16 protein-coding genes, 1 tRNA gene and 1 riboswitch are annotated in these 22,930 nt (G+C 30.9%); of the genes, 8 read left to right on the top strand and 9 right to left on the bottom strand.

Annotation, left to right across the window (positions count from 1 at the left end):
* Nucleotides 1–33: 33 nt before the first annotated feature.
* The 3 genes from GFV01_RS09400 to GFV01_RS09390 all read left to right on the top strand — a co-directional run bounded on the left by GFV01_RS09400 (nucleotide 34) and on the right by GFV01_RS09390 (nucleotide 5,201).
* The gene (locus GFV01_RS09400) at nucleotides 34–1,182 is read left to right on the top strand and encodes an MFS transporter (RefSeq protein ID WP_160566919.1); all 1,149 of its coding nucleotides are present in this window, start codon (nucleotides 34–36) and stop codon (nucleotides 1,180–1,182) included.
* A gap of 76 nt (nucleotides 1,183–1,258) precedes the next feature.
* A riboswitch (SAM riboswitch) is annotated at nucleotides 1,259–1,357 on the top strand.
* 106 nt (nucleotides 1,358–1,463) lie between these two features.
* Complete coding sequence (locus GFV01_RS09395) at nucleotides 1,464–3,908, top strand: TonB-dependent siderophore receptor (protein WP_160566916.1); 2,445 nt, start codon at nucleotides 1,464–1,466, stop codon at nucleotides 3,906–3,908.
* 27 nt (nucleotides 3,909–3,935) lie between these two features.
* Nucleotides 3,936–5,201, top strand: a complete 1,266-nt coding sequence (locus tag GFV01_RS09390; protein ID WP_160566913.1) for an APC family permease — start codon at nucleotides 3,936–3,938, stop codon at nucleotides 5,199–5,201.
* Between the two features lie 72 nt (nucleotides 5,202–5,273).
* On the opposite strand, the gene GFV01_RS09385 is transcribed toward GFV01_RS09390, so the two are convergent.
* The 7 genes from GFV01_RS09385 to GFV01_RS09355 all read right to left on the bottom strand — a co-directional run bounded on the left by GFV01_RS09385 (nucleotide 5,274) and on the right by GFV01_RS09355 (nucleotide 15,245).
* A complete protein-coding gene (locus GFV01_RS09385) occupies nucleotides 5,274–9,227 on the bottom strand; it encodes a C10 family peptidase (RefSeq protein ID WP_160566910.1) in 3,954 nt (1,317 codons plus the stop codon).
* A 1,139-nt stretch (nucleotides 9,228–10,366) separates the two neighbouring features.
* Nucleotides 10,367–10,440: transfer RNA gene (locus GFV01_RS09380), tRNA-His, on the bottom strand.
* Between the two features lie 39 nt (nucleotides 10,441–10,479).
* Complete coding sequence (gene bshB1, locus GFV01_RS09375; RefSeq protein ID WP_160566907.1) at nucleotides 10,480–11,196, bottom strand: bacillithiol biosynthesis deacetylase BshB1; 717 nt, start codon at nucleotides 11,194–11,196, stop codon at nucleotides 10,480–10,482.
* A 73-nt stretch (nucleotides 11,197–11,269) separates the two neighbouring features.
* Entirely contained in the window at nucleotides 11,270–11,584 is a 315-nt protein-coding gene (locus GFV01_RS09370) for a hypothetical protein (RefSeq protein WP_160566904.1), read from the bottom strand.
* A gap of 133 nt (nucleotides 11,585–11,717) precedes the next feature.
* A complete protein-coding gene (locus GFV01_RS09365) occupies nucleotides 11,718–11,969 on the bottom strand; it encodes a type B 50S ribosomal protein L31 (protein WP_105296935.1) in 252 nt (83 codons plus the stop codon).
* Between the two features lie 169 nt (nucleotides 11,970–12,138).
* Nucleotides 12,139–13,365 carry an isocitrate dehydrogenase (NADP(+)) gene (locus GFV01_RS09360; protein ID WP_160566902.1) on the bottom strand — a complete coding sequence of 409 codons (1,227 nt, stop codon included), beginning with the start codon at nucleotides 13,363–13,365 and terminating at the stop codon, nucleotides 12,139–12,141.
* Nucleotides 13,366–13,589: 224 nt separating this feature from the next.
* Entirely contained in the window at nucleotides 13,590–15,245 is a 1,656-nt protein-coding gene (locus GFV01_RS09355; protein ID WP_160566899.1) for a fatty acid--CoA ligase, read from the bottom strand.
* A 350-nt stretch (nucleotides 15,246–15,595) separates the two neighbouring features.
* Between GFV01_RS09355 and GFV01_RS09350 the strand changes: the two genes are divergently transcribed.
* Nucleotides 15,596–16,135, top strand: coding sequence for a TetR/AcrR family transcriptional regulator (locus GFV01_RS09350; RefSeq protein WP_160566896.1), 540 nt, complete (start codon nucleotides 15,596–15,598; stop codon nucleotides 16,133–16,135).
* Nucleotides 16,132–16,647, top strand: a complete 516-nt coding sequence (locus GFV01_RS09345; protein ID WP_160566893.1) for an HPP family protein — start codon at nucleotides 16,132–16,134, stop codon at nucleotides 16,645–16,647. Before GFV01_RS09350 ends, GFV01_RS09345 begins: the two co-directional genes overlap by 4 nt.
* A 55-nt stretch (nucleotides 16,648–16,702) precedes the next feature.
* On the opposite strand, the gene feoB is transcribed toward GFV01_RS09345, so the two are convergent.
* Both feoB and GFV01_RS09335 read right to left on the bottom strand, forming a co-directional pair.
* The gene (feoB, locus tag GFV01_RS09340) at nucleotides 16,703–18,733 is read right to left on the bottom strand and encodes a ferrous iron transport protein B (protein ID WP_160566890.1); all 2,031 of its coding nucleotides are present in this window, start codon (nucleotides 18,731–18,733) and stop codon (nucleotides 16,703–16,705) included.
* 9 nt (nucleotides 18,734–18,742) lie between these two features.
* The gene (locus tag GFV01_RS09335; protein ID WP_105296941.1) at nucleotides 18,743–18,982 is read right to left on the bottom strand and encodes a FeoA family protein; all 240 of its coding nucleotides are present in this window, start codon (nucleotides 18,980–18,982) and stop codon (nucleotides 18,743–18,745) included.
* Nucleotides 18,983–19,240: 258 nt separating this feature from the next.
* Here GFV01_RS09335 and GFV01_RS09330 point away from each other — a divergent pair, with 258 nt between their 5' ends.
* The 3 genes from GFV01_RS09330 (at nucleotide 19,241) to GFV01_RS09320 (ending at nucleotide 22,928) form a co-directional block, all read left to right on the top strand.
* On the top strand, nucleotides 19,241–20,449 hold the full coding sequence (locus GFV01_RS09330; RefSeq protein WP_255448975.1) for an OmpP1/FadL family transporter: 1,209 nt from the start codon (nucleotides 19,241–19,243) through the stop codon (nucleotides 20,447–20,449).
* Between the two features lie 10 nt (nucleotides 20,450–20,459).
* Nucleotides 20,460–21,875, top strand: a complete 1,416-nt coding sequence (locus GFV01_RS09325; RefSeq protein ID WP_160566884.1) for an SGNH/GDSL hydrolase family protein — start codon at nucleotides 20,460–20,462, stop codon at nucleotides 21,873–21,875.
* 117 nt (nucleotides 21,876–21,992) lie between these two features.
* Nucleotides 21,993–22,928: a ribose-phosphate pyrophosphokinase gene (locus GFV01_RS09320; protein WP_105296944.1), complete on the top strand. Its 936-nt coding sequence runs from the start codon at nucleotides 21,993–21,995 to the stop codon at nucleotides 22,926–22,928.
* Nucleotides 22,929–22,930: the final 2 nt, after the last annotated feature.

The following is a 22,930-nucleotide window of genomic DNA, read 5'->3' as shown; positions in this document are numbered from 1 at the left end:
GAATAATCCAATAAAAATCCGAGAGAATTAACAATGATATACAAAAAGCATTTGCCCAGAATGGCGGTAACCCTTGTATTTTTTTTCTTTGGAGGCAGTTCCGCGACTTGGGCTTCACGAATTCCAACGATTAAATTATCGATGAATGTTTCCGATTCCAACTGGGGATTGGTTTTACTATTTTTATCCATCGGAACACTTATTACATTACCTTTTGCCGGTAATCTTATAAAAAAGCTGGGCAGTAAAAAATCGACTCTTATATTTATCATTCTTTACTTTATATTTTTAATCGGGATTGGATTTTGCGGTGAATTATGGCAATTGAAACTCAATTTAATAGCCTACGGGGCCATAGGTAATTTAACCAATATAGCTATAAATACACAAGCTGTTAATGTGTCAAAATCCTATAAAGGCCAAATAATAGGCTCCATGCACGGTACTTGGAGCATTGGAGGTTTTTTTGCTTCTTGGTTAGGAGCGGTAATGATTGCTAAAAACATACCACCTTCTGAGCATTTTATTTTATATTCTTCCATAGGAATTCTGGTTTCCCTTTGGTTATTCAGATATTTGTTGCCGGATGAATCCAAAGAAGAACCAATGGAATTACCAAAAAAATCAAAATTTATCAGAGTTGATAAAAATCTTATTGTCTTAGGATTTCTAGCTTTTTTTGCTATGGTTTCTGAAGGAACGATGACCGATTGGTCCAATGAATATATGAGGAATATAGTGAAAGCCGATAAAAAATATATCGGATATGGATTGACTGCCTATATGGCAGCCATGGCTTGCGGACGATTCATTTCTGATTTTATAGTTCGAAAATTCGGTTCAAAAATTACGTTGATTATCAGCGGATCTTTAATTTTTATAGGTATGGTCTTTGCAGTTCTATTTCCAACATTGCTAACCACATTTCTTTCGTTCATTATTGTTGGATTGGGAATATCTGCAGTGGTACCCTTAGTATATACCTTAGCGGGAAATTCAAAAACTGCTTCGCCCGAACAAGCGCTTACAGTTATTACCAGCATTGGTTTTATCGGTTTTTTTCTAGGTCCTCCTTGCATTGGTTTTTTAGCTGAAAAATTTTCATTACAAATATCTTTTACTTTCATTTCCTTGTTTGGAATAGGAATAATTTTCTTGGTAAGATTTTTTAAGATAAAGTAAATTTATTTCTTTATCTTAGAGGTAAAATAATATAATATAAAATTATTTTATTATGAAAATTATGGTATATTTACATCACTTATCAAGAAAGGTGGAGGGACTGGCCCTGTGAAACCTTGGCAACCGGCCTGCTTAGGCTTGGTGCTAATTCCAGCCCCGAGGGGAAAGATGAGTGATTCGCGAGTTGTGAGTGTGTTGAGTTGTGAATAATTTCTTTTTTCCTTTCCGGTTTTTCTTGATACAGTTTTAATAAATATAATTTACTAACTGTAAGAAAAATAATGAAAAAAGTTTCTTTGTTAATGGTAAGTTTAATTTTAGAATTTACCAATTATGTGGATGCTCAAGAAAAACGAGCCGTAGATTCCCTTGATCTTGAAGAGATTGTTGTAGTCGGTGGCAGAAATTCAGAACGAACCAAAGTAAATTCTCCCGTTGCCATAGACGTAATAGATGTCAGAAAAATAGAAAAGGCATCTCCTCAATTAACCGTTAACGACTTATTAAATTATTTAGTACCTTCATTCAATTCAGTTCGCCAATCTTCTTCCGATGGAACGGAACATATTGATCCGGCTACCTTGAGAGGTATGGGGCCCGATCAGGTTCTGGTATTAGTGAATGGAAAAAGACGGCATACTACCTCATTAGTCAACTATCAAAATACGGTAGGTAATGGATCTGTGGGTACAGATTTAAGTGCCATACCCGTTTCAGCAATAGAAAAAATAGAGGTTTTGAGAGACGGTGCGGCAGCTCAATACGGCTCGGATGCCATTGCCGGTGTAATTAATATTATTTTAAAAAAGATTGAGGGCGGCTCGGCATCCATCTCCTATGGATTAACTAATAGAAATGACGGGGAAACTTACAATTTTAGCGGAAATTATGGGGCTAAATTAGGAGATAAAGGAGGAAGTATCAATCTTTCTTTTGTAGTCAGCCAAAGAAATAAAACCAATCGTTCTTATGATAATAATCTGGACAAGTTTGGCGATAACTTTGCCTATGATTTTGCACCGGATCCCAATCAGGCCAGAATAAACGATGAAAAAATTATGGCAGAAATGGGTTTAACCCAAAAAGACTTCCGTTTCAGGGCAGGAGATGCTCAAATTAAAAATCAACAGTTTTTTATAAATTCCATTTATCCATTATCCGAAAAGTATGAGTTCTACTCATTCGGCGGAGCAAGTTTAAGACAAGGAGAAGGAGCTGAATTCCGAAGACTTCCCAGTGAAAAAACTAATGTAGTTAAAGAACTTTATCCGATAGGATTTCAACCTTTATTAAAATCCACTATTTATGATATTTCTAACTCTACGGGAATAAGATATATGCATAATAATTGGATGGTAGATATAAGTAATACCTTTGGAGAAAACCTCTTTAATTATAAGGCTACGAATACAAACAACGCTTCATTGGGTATACATTCTCCAACGGAATTTAAAGCAGGGGGACATGAGTTTATGCAAAATATTATCAATCTGGATATTTCTAAAAAAATAAATACACTTCTTTCTATTGCCTTCGGAGGAGAATTTAAATACGAACAGTATAGAATAAAAGCCGGAGAAGAAGGCTCATGGATGCGTTACGATAAATTTGGTAGTCCGGCAACAGCATCTACCCTTCCCACCGATATACTGGGAGAGGGGGGAGCTCAAGGTTTTATAGGATTTTCTCCTGAAAATGCGTTAAAGGAGGACAGAAATAATGCATCCGGTTATGCGGATGTAGCATTTAAAAAAGGAAAATTTACCGGTGATTTGGCAGGAAGATATGAGCATTATTCCGATTTTGGTAATTCTTGGATAGGAAAGTTGGCGGTGCGTTATGAATATGTAAACGGATTTGCTGTAAGGGGAGCTTTCAGTAATGGATTCAGAGCCCCGTCTCTGCAACAGCAATATTTCAATAATTCTTTTTCCAGTATCTCATCGTCGGGATCAGGAGTTGTTTCTAAAGGTATATTTAGAAATGACAGTCCTTTGGCAAAAGCATTAGGTATTGATAAACTTAAAGAAGAAAAATCTATAAATGCGAGTGCCGGTTTAACATTTAAACCTTCTAAAAAAATATATGTAACGGCTGATGCTTACTATATCAAAGTTAAAGATCGTATTGTACTCACTAGTGAATTTGTTAATGCAAAAGTAGAATCTTATGGAGTGGAAGGAGCACGATTTTTTACTAATGCTGTGGATACGGAAACGAAAGGTATTGATATAGTGGCTACATATAAAGTTGGTTTAGGAAGGGGAAATCTGGATATAAGTTTATCAGGAAACTATACAGAAACAGAAATTGTTAATTATCATTTTCCCAAAGTTTTTGAAGGAGACAGAAATGAATATTTTGGTCCCGATCAAACCAATATAATTGAATCTTTAAGTCCAAAAGCAAAGGCAACTTTAGGCTTCAATTACTCAGTTTCGAAATGGAATTTATTAGTAAGAAATACCTATTTCGGTAAAGTTACGAGAGATGGTTATCCATACGGTTCGGTACAACATCACGATCCAAAATTAGTAACCGATTTTAGTATCAGTTATTCCATACGAAAAGATTTAATACTAACGATGGGCGGAAATAATATTTTTGATGTCTTTCCGGATAAGCAAATCTATGAAAATTCTTATTATAATGTTTTCAAGTATGCACCGGTACAGATGGGTACAACCGGAGCTAATTGGTTTATTAAGCTTTCTATGAATTTCTAAATTTAGACTTATATATTTAACATAAATATGAAAAAAATAGGCTGGAAGACAGCAACTGCCATAGTCATATCCAATATGGTAGGAACGGGAGTGTTTACAAGTTTAGGATATCAAGTTCCGGAATTACACAATACGTTTACCATTATTCTTTTATGGACAATCGGGGGAATACTGGCTTTAATAGGTGCTTTTATCTACGCGGAATTGGGAGCTCATTTTAAGCAATCGGGAGGAGATTATATTTATCTTTCTAGAACTTATCATCCCATTATGGGATACATCACCAGTTGGGTATCGCTTATAGTTGGCTTCTCCGGGCCAATTGCTTTAGCAGCATTGGCTATGGCTAAATATTTGGGTTTTGAAAATGAAAGAAGTACAGCAATTCTCATTATCATTATTATTGCTGTATTTCAATGTTTCAGCCTAAAGGTAAGCAGTCGTTTTCAAAATATATTTGCCGTTCTTAAGGTAGCATTCATTGTAGTACTGATTTTAATTGGAATTTCGATAAGTCCGTCTCCTACTAATGCATTATTATGGGATAATTCTTGGTCTCATGAAATTATCGTTCCGGCTTTTGCCAGTTCGTTAGTGTTTGTTACCTACGCTTATACCGGTTGGAATTCTGCCTCTTATATTGTTGAAGAAATTGAAAAGCCAAAAGTTAATCTTCCCAAAGCGTTGATAATAGGAACTGTTTTTGTAACAGTAAGTTATGTGTTGGTAAATTTTGTTTTTTTAAAACATGCTTCAATCGAACAAATGGAAGGAAAAGAAGACATTGCCAATATCGCATTTACCAATATTTTAGGTGTTCGGGGAGTAAAATGGATAAGTTATTTGATTGCATTGCAATTAGTTTCAACAATTAGTGGCTATTTGTGGGTTGGATCGAGAGTAACCCAGGCAACAGCAAAAGAAAATCATCTTTGGAGTTATTTAGGTAAAGAAAATAAAAACCGAATACCTATTTGGGCTGTAGTTGCTCATACCCTTATCAGTATACTAATAATATTGAGTGGTAAATTTGAAGAAATTTTTATTTACACAGCATTTGTACTTCAACTTCTTTCTACGGCTGCTGTGAGTACTTCTTTATTTATTAAGAAAAAAGATCGGGTACTTTTTAAAGGAAATATTTTTTTACTAATGCCCGGTATCTTTTTACTTTTCAGCTTTTATATTTTGTATTTTACCTTTGTTAACCATCCTCGGGAGAGTATTATTGGATTAGGAATCATAGGAGCTGGTATGACCCTTTATTTTTTTGATAAAAAAAGAGTTGATTGATAATATCAGTTTAATGAATATAAAAAAAACCGAAAGATTTGTCTTTCGGTTTTTTAATTAATAATTAAAAACTTAATTTTTAATGAATCTGAAATTTCTTCCTTGAATTTGTAAATAATACTGATTTGGAGATAATTCTGAGACATTAATAGGAATTATATCATCAACCTTTGTTTGCAATTTTTTAACTATTCGTCCACTACTATCAAGAATAGTAAAAGTTGTAAATTTTTCCTTATCTTTATTAATTCCTTTAATATTTAATACATCATGGACAGGGTTAGGATATAATATAATAGAATCTTCATTATTACTTATATCAGGATTATTTTTTAATGGATAAAAATTAACAATTAGATTATAACAGCTTGTTGGATCAAATTCACCATCTTTTCCATAAATATATACGTAATAGATTCCTTTATCCAAATTTAAAATATTTATTTCTTCTTTGGCATCACCAATATTTAGACTGCTTCCTATTTCTTCTTTTAAAGAATTATATATTTTAATATCATAATTTTTTGTGAGGTTATCTAACTTAACTAAAATATCTCCTTTTTCACTTAAATTAAATTTATAGTAATCCAGATCGTTATGAGTACCAATTGCAGCTTCATATTTTGTGTTTGTATTAATAAGAAATGCTTCTTCAAATGTATTATTTGGTTCAAAATTACCTACACATGACGGTATAGGGTGAGTAGTATTAGTAGGTTTAAAATTCACTGTTAAATCATAACATTTACCAGGAGCAAAAGCACCATTAGATCCGTATACATATACATAATAAACACCTCTTTCTACATTATATATATTTATAACTTCTTTATTGGTACCACTATTTGAACTTCTTCCTATTTCTTGTTTTGAAGAATTATACAATTTAAGATCGTAATTTTCAGGAAGATTATCTAATACAACTTCAATATCAGCTTTTACACCAATAAATATTTTATAATAATCATCATCAGTAGGAGAGCTAATATCAGAAGAATATGTTAAAATATTTCTAATAGGATATGCCATATCTATGCTGTTGTTAGGTTCATAGTTTGAAGCACAAATGCTTGATGTAATTACTTCAAGATTGTAACATTGACTTGTATCGAATACACCATCTTTTCCATATATATATATATAATAGGTTCCAGCAGGTAAACTTTCTATCTCAATTTTTTCACTTTTATTTCCTTTATTTATACTTCTATCAATTTCATTATTAGAATTGTCATAAAGAATTAAATCATAATTTTTTGGGAGATTTTGAAGTAAGATTTTAATATCAGAAGCCTCATTTAATATAAACTTATAATAATCCTTATCGTTAGAAGAACCTATACCTGCTTCATATATTGTATTTAGATCTATAGAGGTTGCTTCTTGAATAGTATCATTAGGTTCAAAATTATGTATACAAGGAGGCGTAGAAGGGGTTGTTTGAACTATTAATCCATAACATTTGCTGTTATTAAATGCTCCATTAATACCCTGTATAAGTACATAATAGGTACCAGGTTCAAGGTCGTTAATATTTATAATCTCATCACTTTGATCTTCATTATACTTACTTCCTATTTCAGTTTTATTTGAATTATATAATTTTAATTCATATTTTTCACCTATATTTTGTAGTACAACATTAACATTAGATTTTTTATCTAAAGTAAATTTATAATAATCTTGATCATATGCAAAACCGATACTAGCAGTATATGGATAATCTGTTTTGATTTCTACAGCACTTTCAAAGGTATCATTTACTTCGTAATTAAAATTGCATGAATATTTATCTATAACAGTATCAATGGTCAAACTATAACATGAAGTAGGATGATATTTACCGGTTATATGAATGTAATATTTGCCAGCAGCAAGATTTTTTACACTAATTAATTTACTATTGGGACTATCTAATTTACCTCTTTCAATTAAATTTTTTGAAGAATCATAAAGATTAAAATCGTAATCATAGTAAATATCTTGCAGAATAATATTTATATTTGAATCAGAATCTAAAGTAAATGTATAATAATCTTGATCTCTAGCGGTAGCTATACTTGCGAAATAAGTAGTATGTGTATCAATAGGATAGGCCTCTTCAAAACTATTATTTGGCTCATAATTATTACTGCATGAAGGTATAGATGTTGTTGCGTGAATTTCTAATTCATAGCATTGAGATTCATCAAATGCTTCCTTATATCCATATACTTCTATATAATATGTACCAGGTAAAACGTTTTTTATTAAGATTTTTTCATCTGTGGTATTTGCAGCTTCGCTCTGACCTATTTCAAACTTGCCACTATTAAATAGTTTTATGTCATAATCTTTGGGAAGTTTTTGAAGACGAATCACTATATCTGAATTTTTTGATATAAAGAATTTAAAATAATCCTTATCTCCATGTGATTGTATGCCTGCATAATAGACAGAATCTGGTTTAATTAAATAAGCATCATCAAATGTATCATTTGGTTCAAAATTATTAATACATGAAGCTAATGAAGGGCTAGAATGAGAAGTCGTATTAAAATTAACTTCAGTAAAATTGCTAGATTTACCATTATCACAGTTAGATTTAATCCTAGCCGTGTACGATGTGTTTGGACTTAAATTTGATAAAGTATATGAAGATCCTCTAATATCATTACCAACTATAGTCCAATCGTTATCCGTATCTGCTTTAATTTGAATGGTATAATTTATATTTTGATTAGCGTTCCAATTAAGAGTAGCACTCTGAAAAGTAATATCCGAACTTGAAAATCCTGAAGGAATTTCACAATTTAGATTTGAAGAATAGGTTGAAGGATAAATATTGATGATTGCAATTTGGCTTGAAGAATATCCTCTGAGTTCATCTATCCAATAATATCCGTTTGAAGTTCCTCCCCATCCAAAATTAAGATGAATTAGATTTTGAGAGTCATATCCATCAACTATATAAGCATGTTCAGCATCGGGATATTGACCAGATAAATAAACTGGTAATCCTTTTGAAACCTGAGATTTAAATACATTTAGCCATTCATCATCAGATTCAAAATCAGTTCTATCTATTAGTTGAATGTCTGGGCTATATTTAAAATATTTTTTAAGGGCTTGAGGAACATTAGTACTAAAAGCACCTGAACCAATCGGACCATACATAGTTTTGATTGAAATACCTGCATGAGATATTAATTTAGCAACTGCATCTATTTGTTCAGCTGAAGAATTTTTAGAGAGGTAAACAGGCATTTTATCCCATAAATAGGTAGTATTTTGAAAATTAGCTGATAATTTTTTCCATTTCCAATCGTAATTATAATAATAATACTTATTAGGTATGAAATATGTCATAGAATCACTACCATTTGTTGGGAAATTCCAAAATTTCATAATTTGAGCCATGGCGATAGAAGCAGATCCTGCATATGTTGGCACATTTTCATAAGTATTAGGAGTAAATTTATTATATAAGGGAGATTGATCCCAAATAGTTTTTATTAATGGATCTACAGTTAGAGGATTATTAAAAGATTTAGATAATGCTTTATTGCTTATTTCTTGAGAATTAGGTAATTGTTGATCATTGAGTAAAGCTTCCCATTCTTTTTTAATTAATTCATTTTTTTTATCGAATGATCTTTTTTGAATTTTTTTCCTAAGATTAATATTATAATATTCAAAACTATTTAAAATATTTAAAAATCCAGGTGAACAATTAGTTGATGCTGGTATTGTAGAATTTGTTGAATAAGCTAAAATTGGATGATTTGCACTTTCAGATGAAACTATACAAAATCCATTACCGTTTTTAATAGTAAAAATGTAAAAACCATTATATTCTTTATTAATTTGGTGAGTAATGTTGGTTATTTTTAAATTTTCATTTGATTTTTTTAATTCATGATTTAATTTAATTTTCAAAAAGTTATTAGCTACTTTTCTTGCAGTGCTCTCTGAAATATCTTGTCCATAGAAGATAAAAGATATTAAAAATGCTGTTATTGATATAAAAGATTTAAAATTTATCATATATATTATTATTTAAATTTATAAATTAAAATAGTTACTAAGATAATAAACGATTATTCTATTAAATCAAAATATTAATTAAATAGAATATAACATGTCCAAACGTCCTTAATTATTAAAATCAAAGATTTAATATTCTTATTAATAAATATTTATGTGTATTTAATTATTTGCCTCATAAATGCATTTTTTATTTAATTTTTGGACAAATATATATAAAATTTTTTTATTATAGTAATATACCATAAAAAATATCATTAATTATGATAATACATATAAATTTACAATACTTTTATTTGTTTATTAAATTTTTATTTAATTATATAATGCTTTATATATTTGCAAATAAGATATAAAAATATAATTATTTATAAAAAAATGATTATAATAAATTTTAATAATTTTTGAATTTAAATATAGTTAAATTGTATTATTAATATTTTTAATATTACATGATAAAATAAAATTATATATTAATAAAACCTAATGATTTCTTTATAAATAAATTATTATAAAATTATTATTTGATATTATAATAATCTGACATTTATATTTTGTAAAATTAAACAATGATTTAAATATTTTAATTGTTATATAATAACTATATCAATAACATATAAAAATAATGATATTTAAACTATTTTATTATTTAAACTAAAGTAAGAAGTTAATGGGATTGTTTAATTACTATATAAATTAGTTAATGATTAGAAAAATTAATGATAAAATAAGTTAATATGATTGTATTCAATAATAACTAATGTAATAATTATTTAAGTATAAAAAAATATTTTGTAATTTCATTAGTAGTATGTTATAATTGGATTAATATAAATATAATAATAATTAGAGTAATTTTGAAAAAGAACAGAATGATTAGCCTAATTAATTTAAAATATTTATAATATTTTCGTCTAAAAAATACTAAGCAATTTTATATTAATCTTTAATAAAAAAGATATAATATAAATTTTTTTATTTTGATTTCTAGTTTGGTTGACACATCCTTATATTTGAAGAGGAGAAACCAAATTTAGTATTTTTTTGCCATAATTACATTGCCATTTTATGTAATTATACACTTGAAGTAGTTTATTAAAAAAGCTCCAAAGCTTTTGTAGGAATGCTTTGGAGCTTAGGGTGGCCAATGGGTCTCGAACCCACGACCTTCGGAACCACAATCCGACGCTCTAACCAACTGAGCTATGGCCACCGTTTTGGGAATGCAAATATAGGAATAGATTTCATATTATCAAACAAAATTTTCAAAATCTTTCAGACCAATCCATTTTTGAGAAGTAAAGCCTTCGCCAGCATCACATCCTATTAACCTACCCAAATTTTCTGCTCTGTATATAATACTTTTTTTAAAATTAATGGAAGTAATAGGAGTATTAGGTTCTAATGAATTCGGATCATAAAACTGTGTTTTATAGGCCATACAAGCTTCTATTTTTTTATCTAAAAAATGAGATATATCAATTATAAAATCCGGTTTTTCTTCATTCCATTGAATATAATTGAATATATGTTTAGGTCTCCAAGTATCTTGTGTAACCCCATTATAACTTGTTTGTATTTTTAATAGTCCGGAGAGAAAACAGGCATCATAAACAAGTTTAGCAGCTTTCCCATGATCTGGATGTCTATCGTTTACCGCATTAGCTAAAACAATATCCGGTTTATATTTTCTTATTATTTTAATTAATTCGATTTGATGAGTATCATCATTTTTAAAAAAACCATCTCTGAATTTTAAGTTTTCACGATAAGCAATCGAAAGTATTTTACTGGCTTCTTCGGCTTCGGCTTTTCTGGTAATCGCTGTTCCCCTTGTCCCTAATTCACCTTCCGTCAGATCTAATATTCCCACTTTTTTATTTTCAGAAATCATTTTGGCCAGAGTTCCTCCACACCCTAGTTCAACATCATCAGGATGGGCGCCTATGGCTAATATATCTAATTTCATTGGTCAAATTTTAAGTTAAAAAAACTCCAGTAAGTCATTACTGAAGTTTTAAAGTTTGGTATATAAAATTTTTTTACAGTTCAGATTTTACTTTGGACATAAGTTTTTCAATTCTTGCCTTTATATCTGTATTATCAGAAATTTGCCAGGCACTTATGGTAAATGTATTCCCTTTTGTTCTGATCATAAGACCATAATCAGGATTATTTGAAGTCCAAATTCCGGGTGAAGAAGCAGAGCCAAATTCTTGTTGAATCAAAGCTTCCACTTTCTGTACTTTTTCATTGGTAGATTGTATTTCTTCTCTATATTTATATTTTTCTTGAGAATAACCAAATATAGAAGAAAAGGTCATTGTTACTAATAAAATTAAAATTTTAGCATTCATAATATGTTGTTTTAATAAGGCAGAAACCTAAATTACTATTCTTTCCATCAATATTTATGCCAAAAAGATAAAAAAATATACCCATGGTATTACTACTATGGGTATATTTAATTTTTATAATAGTATTACTATATTACTTTTTATAATTTTTGTATTTGTTAAAGAATTTATCAACTCTACCTGCAGTATCAACCAATTTAACTTTTCCTGTATAAAAAGGGTGAGAAGAACTTGAAATCTCCATCTTAACTAAAGGATATTCTACTCCTTCATATTCAATTGTATCTTTTGTTTCTGCAGTAGATTTACATAAAAATACCTCGTCGTTGCTCATATCTTTAAAAACAACTAATCTATAGTTATCCGGATGAATGTCTTTTTTCATTTCTCTAAAAATTTGAGTTGCAAAATTACAATTTTATTTCTAAATAATCAAGAATACATAGCAAAAAAATATGAAATTCTTCATATTAGAAAAATATGTTAATATTTAGTCACACAAGTAGTTGATTAATAAGATAAATATATTTGTGTGACAGATTAAAATTACTTGATTATTTAACTAATTTATTTTTTAACCCTTTGTCAATAGCATCTAGAAAATCTTCAGTATTAAGATAATCTTCTCTGGTCATTTGTTTACCTTTTACTAATAAAGCAAGGTCTTTGGTCATTTTACCTCCTTCAACAGTTTCAATACAAACCTTTTCCAGCGTTTCTGCAAAATTGACAACATCCGGAGTATGATCTAATTTACCACGATGCATTAAGCCTCTGGTCCATGCAAAGATAGATGCTATGGGATTGGTAGAAGTTTCTTTACCTTCTTGATATAATCTATAATGTCGGGTAACAGTTCCATGAGCCGCCTCTGCTTCAACGGTTTTGCCATCAGGCGTTACCAAAACAGAAGTCATCAAGCCTAAAGAACCAAAACCTTGAGCAACAGTGTCTGACTGCACGTCACCATCATAATTTTTACAAGCCCATACAAAGCCTCCGTTCCATTTCATGGCACAAGCTACCATGTCATCAATTAGACGATGTTCATAAGTAATTCCCAGTTCTTCAAATTTAGATTGATAATGATCTTCATATATTTTCTGAAAGATATCTTTAAATCTTCCGTCATAAGCTTTTAAAATGGTATTTTTAGTGGACAGATATAAAGGCCATTTTTTGGTTAATGCCATTTGAAATGAAGAATGCGCAAACCCTCCAATAGATTCATCGGTGTTATACATGGACATTGCAACTCCGTCATCTTTAAAATCAAAGACTTCCCAAGTTTGAGGCTCACCGTTTTCAGGTGTGAAAGTCATGCTTAATTTACCGGGACCTTTAGTTACCACATCCGTTGCTTTATATTGATCACCAAAAGCATGACGGCCAATTACAATGGGTTGTGTCCATCCTTGCACATATCTCGGAACGTTATTCATAATAATAGGTTCTCTAAAAACTGTTCCTCCAACAATATTACGAATGGTGCCATTAGGCGATTTCCACATTTTTTTTAAGTTAAATTCTTTAACACGAGCTTCATCAGGAGTAATAGTAGCACATTTTACGGCAACATTATATTTTTTAGTTGCTTCTGCAGAGTCTATAGTAACTTGATCGTTAGTTTTATCTCTGTTTTCAATACCTAAATCAAAGTATTTCAGATCTATATCTAAATAGGGGAGAATGAGTTTGTCCTTAATGAACTTCCATATAATTCTTGTCATTTCATCTCCGTCCATTTCAACAACCGGATTAAGTACTTTTATTTTTTGCATGATAACTATTGATTTGTATCAAATATAACAATACTTACCTCAGTAAAACAAATATTTAATCTAATTTTAGTTTAATACAATGAATAAAAAAACCTTATGGTATACTTATGCTTAATCGAAAAGTTTGGTAAGCATCTTTAAACAGTAAAGATTAAAAATAAAAAGGTTAATAATTACCATTTATTAACCTTTTTACTTTACTAAAAAAATAGATTTTTAAACACTTATAAATTTTCTACAAATTGTTGTCTGATTAGTTTTTTATTTAATTTTCCCACACTGGTTTTGGGGATTTCTGAAACAAATTTTATATTTTGAGGTATAGCCCATTTACTCAATATTCCGGATTCCGTATATTGTTTCAAATAATCTTTTAATTCATCATGAGTTAACGTCATATTCGGTTTTAAAACGATAAATGCACAAGGCTTTTCACTCCATTTTTCATCCGGAATTCCAATTACGGCGGTTTCAGCCACAGATTCATGTCCAGTAATAATATTTTCTAATTGAACAGAAGAAATCCACTCACCTCCACTTTTGATAATATCTTTTATTCTATCTGTAATATTTATAGAATTATTGGAATTTATGGTAGCTACGTCTCCTGTATGTAAATATTGTTCATTCCATAATTCGTTTCCTCTTTCTTCGTCTTTAAAATAACCTTGAGTAAGCCAAGGCGCTCGAATAATGATTTCCCCTTGTTCAAGATCATTATTTTGGATATGGTTTCCTTGTTCATTGATAATTTTTACGGTTGTAAACAGAACAGGAGTTCCGGTTCTGATTCTCATTTCAGATTGTTCATCTATATCTAAATTTTTATATTTAGGGTCTATGTGAGTTAATGTTATAATTGGACAAGTTTCGGACATCCCGTATCCTGACATAATATCAATATTTTTTTCAAGGGCATTTTTTGCTAACTTTTTGGTTAAAGAAGCTCCACCTATAATAACTTTCCATCCGTTGAAATCAATATTTTTAGTTTCATTGCTCTCTAAAATCATTTGCAAAATAGTAGGTACACAATGAGAGAATGTTGGTTTTTCTTTTGTGAAAATATCAATAAATCCGGTTAAATTAAATTTTCCGGGATATATTTGCTTTAATGAAAAGGTGGTTGCAAGATAAGGAAATCCCCATGCATGAACATGAAACATCGGTGTTAAGGGTAAATACACATCATTGGAATTTAAACGACATGCAATTGAACCGGAAAATCCAAAACTTGCTGCCGTATTGTAGGTATGAAGCACCAATTGTCTATGGGTAAAATATACGCCTTTAGGATTGCCCGTTGTACCTGTAGTATAAAATGTTGTGGCAACCGCATCTTCATCAAATTCTTCGAATTCATATGAATCAGAAGCTTCAGCCATCAATTGTTCGTATTCTCCGGTAATACTTAAATTTTCAGAAGTTATTATAGCATCATCATCTCTACAAATGATTAAATATTTTAAAGAGGGCATATCTCCTGCAAATTTTTCCAAAATAGGAAGAAAATCTGCGTGAGCAATGATAACTAAATCTTCAGCATGATTAATAGTATAATGAATTTGTTCAGCTGACAATCTCCAATTAATCATATGAAGAACATTTCCGGTCATAGGAATAGCAAAATAAGATTCGAGATATCGATGACTGTCATAATCCATTACGGCAATGGTTTCGCCTCCGTCTATCCCAAGATTTCTTAACATATTGGCATATCGTTGAACTCGTTTTTTGAATTCTCGATAATTATATCTGGAAATATCTTTGTAAATAATTTCATTATCAGGATTTAAAGTAGTACAATAATCATATAATCCTTTAATGAGCAGAGGAGATTTGTAGGCATTTTTTACAGAGTTAATTTTTTTAAATATCATCTTAAATTATTAAATATGCGCTAATTTACAAAATATAATATTTTATGCTAATGGTTTTTATTATAAATCATATTAATGCTGTTTTAGTAGTAGTATTAAAGCACAATTTCTAATTAAGATAAATATTTGAGCTTCTATATAGATATTGCTGGATGAATTAATAATTATAATTAATTTATTGGATTACATATCTATTTGGTATAGGAGTAATAAAGCAGAGTAACTAAATACGTTATTATTATGCTGGTTTATATATTTTATAAAAGAGAGTAAACTTTGGTATTAATATATTTAACAAAAATATACAGACAAGTATGTCTATATTTGAAAATTTATTTTATCTTTGTTGAATGGAATTAAAAAATAAGCCCCCCAGAGAAAGAATAGTGTACGTAGCATCACAATTATTTCATCAGCAAGGATACAATGCTACAGGAATCAATGAAATCATTGAAAAAGCCAAGGTTGCAAAAGCCAGTTTTTATCAACATTTTAGATCAAAAGAAAATTTAGCTCTGGAATATTTAGAAGTTCGTCATAAAACCTGGTTTGAAGGATTAAAACATTTTACTGAAGAAAAAACAACCCCGAAAGGAAAAGTACTATCAGCTTTTGATTATATAGAACAAATGAATGAAAAAGAAAATTTTCGTGGTTGTTGCTTTCTGAACATGCTGTCAGAAATACAACCGGATAATGTTCGCATTTTAAGTGTGATACAAAAACATAAAACAGAATTGCAGAATTTTTTTATTGATATAATAAGAGAGGAAAACGACGCCTTCATTATTTATATGTTTTTTGAAGCATGTTTGATCGATAGTCAAGTATATAGAACACAGAATCTTATAGAGAAAACTAAAAATAACGTCAAAAATTTAATGAAATGAATAGTAAAAAATATCTATCAAAATTTATAAGTAGAGAACGAAGTCCTCTTAAAGTTGATTTTAATTTTTCAATTTTATCGGGAATTGGAGGGTGTTTAGCAATTATGTGTATAGCCTTATTAACAAAATCAACCTCAATTCCTTTTATTATGGCACCATTCGGCGCAACCTGTGTATTGGCATTTGGTGTACCTGAAAGTCCATTGTCTCAACCTAGAAATATTATTGGTGGACATATTTTATCTTCAATTATGGGTTTAATTGTATCGGTGGTACTAAAAAATGAATGGTATTCCCTATCACTGGGAGTTGGATTAGCTATATTTGTTATGCAAATAACAAAGACTACCCATCCGCCGGCAGGTGCAGATCCGCTTATTATTATTACCGGAGGAGTAAAGTGGGACTTTTTAATTAATCCGGTTTTATCGGGAGCAATCGTCTTGGTGATTATTGCATTACTATTCAACAATCTGAGCAAAAAAAGAAAATATCCTAAATTTTGGATTTAATTGAGTTATATTATAATGATTAAGTTGTAGAAAGTTCGTAAAAAATATTTAAAATTTATTTTAAGAGCTGATAAGCAAGTAAAGCGACTAAATAGGCTATGCCCGTCATAAAAAATAATTGGATGGCCGGCCATCTCCACGAATTTGTTTCTTTTCTAACAACAGCCAAAGTACTGACGCATTGCATGGCAAAAGCATAAAATAATAAAATGGAAATACCTGTCGCTAAATTAAATGTAGGCTTCATCGTATTATGGTTTAGATCCTTTCTCATTAATTCTTTTAATTTAAGATTTTCACTGCCATCATCTTCCAAACTGTATATGGAAGCAATGGTTCCGACAAAAACCTCTCTGGCAGCAAATGAAGAAAGAATACCAATATCAATTTTCCAGTCATACCCTAAAGGTTTAAAAACCGGTTCAATTACTTTTCCGAAATTTCCTAAATAAGAATTTTCTAAAGGAACATCTGCCAGATAATTTGTTTTACCATTTTCGTCTATCTTTCCAAATTTTCCTAAGGCCCAAAGTATGACACTGACAGCAACGATGATTTTACCGGCATTAGCTATAAAGCTTAATGATTTTTCAAATAAACCGTAAAATACATTTCTCCAAAAAGGAACTTTATAATTCGGCATATCCAAAATAAGATAGCTTTTATAGTTAGATTTTATTAATTTGCTGGCAATGGATGCACTTATAAAAACCATTATGACTCCCAATAAGTACATAATCATCATAACAATGCCCTGTAAATTAAAGATTCCATTTCCTTTAGGAATTACTAAAGCGATGATGATGGAATATACCGGAAGGCGAGCCGAGCAAGTTATAAATGGTGTAACCAAAATTGTAATTAATCGTTCCTTTGAATTTTCAATATTTCGTGCCGACATTATTGCAGGAATAGCACAAGCGGCACCGGATAATAAAGGAACAACACTTTTCCCGTTTAGTCCAACAGGTCGGAACCATCGATCCATCAAAAATACAACTCTAGCCATATAACCGCTTTCTTCCATAATCAACAGAAAGAAAAATAAAATTGCAATTTGAGGGACAAATACAGCAACTCCACTAATTCCGGGAATTATACCTTGCGTAATGAGCTCCGATAGTGGTCCGTTCGGTAAATAAGCTTCGAGAATTTCACTAGTATTGGAAAAAAGAGTTTCAATCCAATCTTGAGGATAACCTGACAAAAAAAATAAAGCTTGAAAAATTAAAAATAGGATTGAAAAAAATAAAAAATATCCCCAAAAATGATGTGTTGCAATTTTATCGAATTTGTTCGTGAAAGACTGATAGTTTGGGTCTTTATAGACAACTTTTTCTACAAGATCATCAATTTGGCGATGCCTTAAAATAGTTTCTTTAAGTTGAAGCCTTTTAGGAATCAACTTATACTTATTTATAATTTCCGATACATTTTCACGATACGCACTCGGGATGTTGTTCGTTTTTGTTTGAGCCAAGAAAAGCCAAGCGAGATAATCATCAATTTCAAATTTATTGGATAATTCTCTTACCGGTTTTTCAAATTCTTTAGGATATTGAAAAGTTTCGAACGATTCATTGACAAAACCATTATTTATAATTTCTTTTAATTCATCAATACCTTTACCTTTTCTGGAACTAACAAGCACAACAGGAGTAGAAAAATTATCGGCTAAATTTTTGTCTCGAATTAGAATTCCTTCTTTTTCAATATTGTCAATCTGATTAATAACTAAAATAGTAGGAATTTTTAAATCTTTGATTTGTTCATACAGAAATAAACTTCTTTTCATATTATGCACATCGGCTACTACTATAATAATATCAGGATAGTGAAAATTATCAGGATTGGCAAGAATTGTTAATACCACCTCTTCATCAGCTGAAGAAGGACAAAGACTGTATATCCCGGGAAGGTCAATTAGCCTATAGTCAGTATCTTTATAGGTAAATTTACCTTCTTTTTTTTCAACGGTAATACCCGGATAATTTCCGGTTTTTTGATGTAATCCGCTTAGTTGATTAAAAAGTGTTGTTTTTCCGGCATTTGGATTTCCTATGAGAGCAATAGTTTTAATACTCATTGTTTTTTTCTATTGCATTTCAATCAATATACAATCTGCTTCTTCCTTACGCAACATTACCGTGCTTTTCTCTTTACCGTATTCAATAAAAAGAGGACCGTTCCAAGGAGCTTGACGTTTTAATTTAACAAAAACACCGGGAACTATTCCCATTTCTAAAATCTTTGTGGGTATATCTTCTTCAGAAAATCCTATAACTTTTGCTTGTTGTGCTGGTTTTAAAAATGAAAGGGATTTATGGGTAAGCATGATTTTATAACTAAACACCTTTTTAATATTCTCAAGCAAATATATGAATTATTTGTATTTAATCTAAATAAAATCAAAAATTATTTAATAGACTAGATACCAAAAGATTTGTGTAATAGGGATAAAATAAAAACTTAAGGTATGTTATCAAATCAAAAATTGAACGTATAGAAATTTATTAATTTCGTAAAAATCCTATAGTTTTGCTACACTATGACATTTATAATGATGAGAAAAGCAGTATTTATGTTCTTTATTATGACATCTATTATAATGCAAGGAGGAGGGTTTAGAGTTTCACTTCAAGGAGCGAGACAAGCAGCTATGGCACATACCAGTGCCCACACCAGAGATGCAAGTGTTGCTTTCTTCAATCCGGCAGGTATATCATTTATACCCTCAAAATTAAGCATTGCAGCGGGAACTTTCATAATAATGGGAAAAGCTGATTTTCAAAATAAACCTACTTTATATAAAACAAAAACAGATAATCCGGTAAGTACGCCTTCTCTGTTTAATATTGCCTACAAAGCCACTGATAAACTATCCGTTGCTTTTAGCTTTACTACTCCTTTCGGCAGCAGCGTCGATTGGGGACAAAATTGGGAAGGTAAAGATTTAATTACTAAAATAACTATCCGGTCGTATTTCTTTCAACCAACAGTAGCTTATCGTCTAAATGATTGGTTTAGCGTGGGTGCCGGATATATATATGCTTTAGGAAGCGTTAATCTGCAAAAAGCTATATCTTCAATAGACGGGAGAATGAAACTGGTTGATAAAAATGCAACCGGTAATGGGTATAATGTAGGTATGTATATCAGACCGATTAAAAATTTGGATGTCAGTATAGCCTATCGTTCCAATATCGATATTCATGCGGTCAACGGAAAAGCCCGGTTCTACCTTCCAAAATCATTAGTGGGAAGTGAGTCATTTCCTACGGAAAATGACCGATTTAATGCAAAGTTACCCCTTACCTCTGAAATCACGCTGGGATTAACCTATAGGCTTTTGCCTCAATGGACGATTTCCACCGATTTGAATATTTCGGGATGGAATAAATACAAAGCTTTGACAATTGATTTCAATCAAAATAAGGTAGGCAATGATCCCAACGATCCAACGATATCCACATCGCCTAAAAATTTACATAACACTCATACATTTAGAGTGGGTTCAGAATATTCCGTATCTGATAAGTTGGATGTTCGTTTAGGATACTACTACGATCCTTCACCGATCAGTAAAGACTATTGGAGTCCGGAAATGCCAAGTACAGATAATAATGCCATAACAGGAGGTATTGGTTATAAATTCTTAAAAGATAAATTAATGCTTGATATGACAGGGATGTATTATGTTGGTAATTCAAGAAAAGTAGTAAATAAATTTTATAATTTCAAAGGAGATGTGAAGATGCATAGCTTTATGTTCGGGCTGGGATTAGCTTGGAATACTTTTTAAAATATTAGAAATGAGTAAGAATATACTAATGCTTTGGTTAGGAATGTTTATTTTTTTCCTTTCATGCAATAATGACTTTAATGAAGATATACATACGGTATTTAGTTCGGGAGATGCAAATTTTTCTAAATATATAGCCTTAGGAGATTCGTTTACTGCAGGTTTTAGAGATAATGCACTGTATATATCAGGACAAAAGGAATCCTTTCCGTTAATGATTGCCGAGCAAATGAAGCGTTCAGGCTGTCAAAAATTTAATATTCCTTTTATGGCAGATGAATTAGGAGGAATTCCGAGTGCGAAAGTAGATAATAAAAAAATATTGGTAGTAGCCGAGGGTTCTCTTACTCCGGTTACCAGTAAGGGTGTAGGAACAACTACACTGGCAAATATATATTCAAAAGATGGATATCAAAATATGGGTATTCCTGGAGCTAAATCATTTCATTTGCTTACAGCGGGATATGGAAATCCGACTCATTTAGCTTCCAAAAAATCCAATCCTTATTTTGTACGATTTGCTTCTAAGCCCAATGCAACGGTGGTAGAAGATGTAATGGAACAAGATCCTACCTTTTTTTCTTTATGGATTGGAATTAATGATATTTTAAGCTATGCCACTTCCGGAGGAGATGGATCGGCTGTGATTACAGATATTTCAACTTTTCAGAATGCTTATAGTACATTGGTACAAACACTTACCTCAAATTCGGCAAAAGGAGTGGTAGCTACAATTCCGGACGTTACCGATTTTCCTTTTTTCAATAAAGTTTCGTCCTTACCTTTTAAAGCCAATCAATTTACACCGCAGCAAATAAAAAATTTAAATGCTTCCTATCAAAAGTATAATTCCGGTTTGGATCAAGCAAAAGCAAAAAATATAATTACAGAAGAAGAAGCCGCAAGTAGAAAAATTGTTTTTACGGAAGATAAAGCTAATGGAGGAGTAATAATAGATAAGAATTTAACAAATTTAGATGCGATGGGACTTCCTTCTATAAGGATGTCTACCTCAAAAGATTTATTTCTATTGTCGGTATCTTCCATTTTAAAAACGGGAGGAGGAACTTCAAAACCTATAGAGGATCAATATGTTTTGACCGATAAGGAGATTCTAACCATCAAAGATGCAACTCAAGCATTTAATGAGAGCATTGAAACTGTAGCAAAACAGTATAATCTGGCAATCACAGATACAAATTCACTAATTAAAAATTTAAAAACAAAAGAAGGTATTCTTTACAACGGAGTAAGTTATACCAATGAATTTATAACAGGAGGATTTTTTTCATTAGATGGTATACATCCAACCGGAAGAGGGTATGCCATTATAGCTAATGAATTTATTAAAAGTATAAACTTTAAATTTAAATCGAATCTTCCTTCCGTTAATCCTAATCTATATCAAGCAGTTAAGTTTCCTTAAAGATAAAGCAAATATTTAATAAAACTGAACAAATTTTGTTCAGTTTTATTATGGTATGATTAAAAAAATCATAAATTTGCAGTACTCGTTTTCAGAAAATATTTTTAACACATATAAATGATTCAACCAGTCCATATTTTCTCGACTAGAGAAAGTGTTTCTTTAGCAGAAAAAATATCACAAAGTTATGGAATGCCCCTAGGGAAAATGAGTTTCTTTGATTTTAGTGATGGTGAATACCAACCCTGTTTAGAAGAATCGGTAAGAGGTTCCAGAGTCTTTATTATAGGGTCAACATTTCCACCGGCAGATAATTTGATGGAAATGTTGTTAATGATAGATGCAGCCAAAAGAGCATCTGCAGATAAGATAACAGCTGTAATTCCCTATTTTGGTTTAGCGCGTCAAGATAGAAAAGATAAACCTCGTGTTCCGATTGGAGCAAAATTGGTAGCCAATTTATTGACTGCTGCCGGTGCAACGCGTGTTATGACTATGGATTTACATGCTGATCAAATTCAAGGATTTTTCGAAATTCCGGTTGATCATCTATTTGCGTCTGCAATATTTATTAATTATGTAAAATCACTAAATCTAGACAACTTAACTATTGCATCTCCGGATATGGGAGGAGCAAAAAGAGCAAGAACCTATGCGGGATATTTAGATGCTGATGTGGTTATTTGTTATAAGGAAAGAAAAAAAGCCAATAATGTCGATTTTATGACTTTAATCGGAGATGTTAGAGGAAGGAATGTGATTTTAGTAGACGATATGATTGATACTGCAGGGACTTTAACTAAAGCGGCTGATATATTAATGGATGCAGGAGCAACCAGTGTACGAGCTATGGCAACACATGCTATTTTTTCAGGTGCTGCTTATGACAGGATCAACGATTCTAAATTGGAGGAAGTGATTGTAACTGATTCAATTCCTTTAAAAAATACTTTGGTAAGTAAAATAAAAGTGTTATCTTGCGCCCCTTTGTTTGGAGAAGTGATGAACTTGGTACATAACAGAGAATCAATAAGTAAAAAATTTATAATGTAAAT

The sequence above is a fragment of the Apibacter sp. B2912 genome (assembly GCF_009827835.1).
Classification (GTDB): Bacteria; Bacteroidota; Bacteroidia; order Flavobacteriales; family Weeksellaceae; genus Apibacter.
The sequence above is the reverse complement of the archived record's forward strand: the minus strand, read 5'-3'. Positions and strand labels throughout refer to the sequence as shown.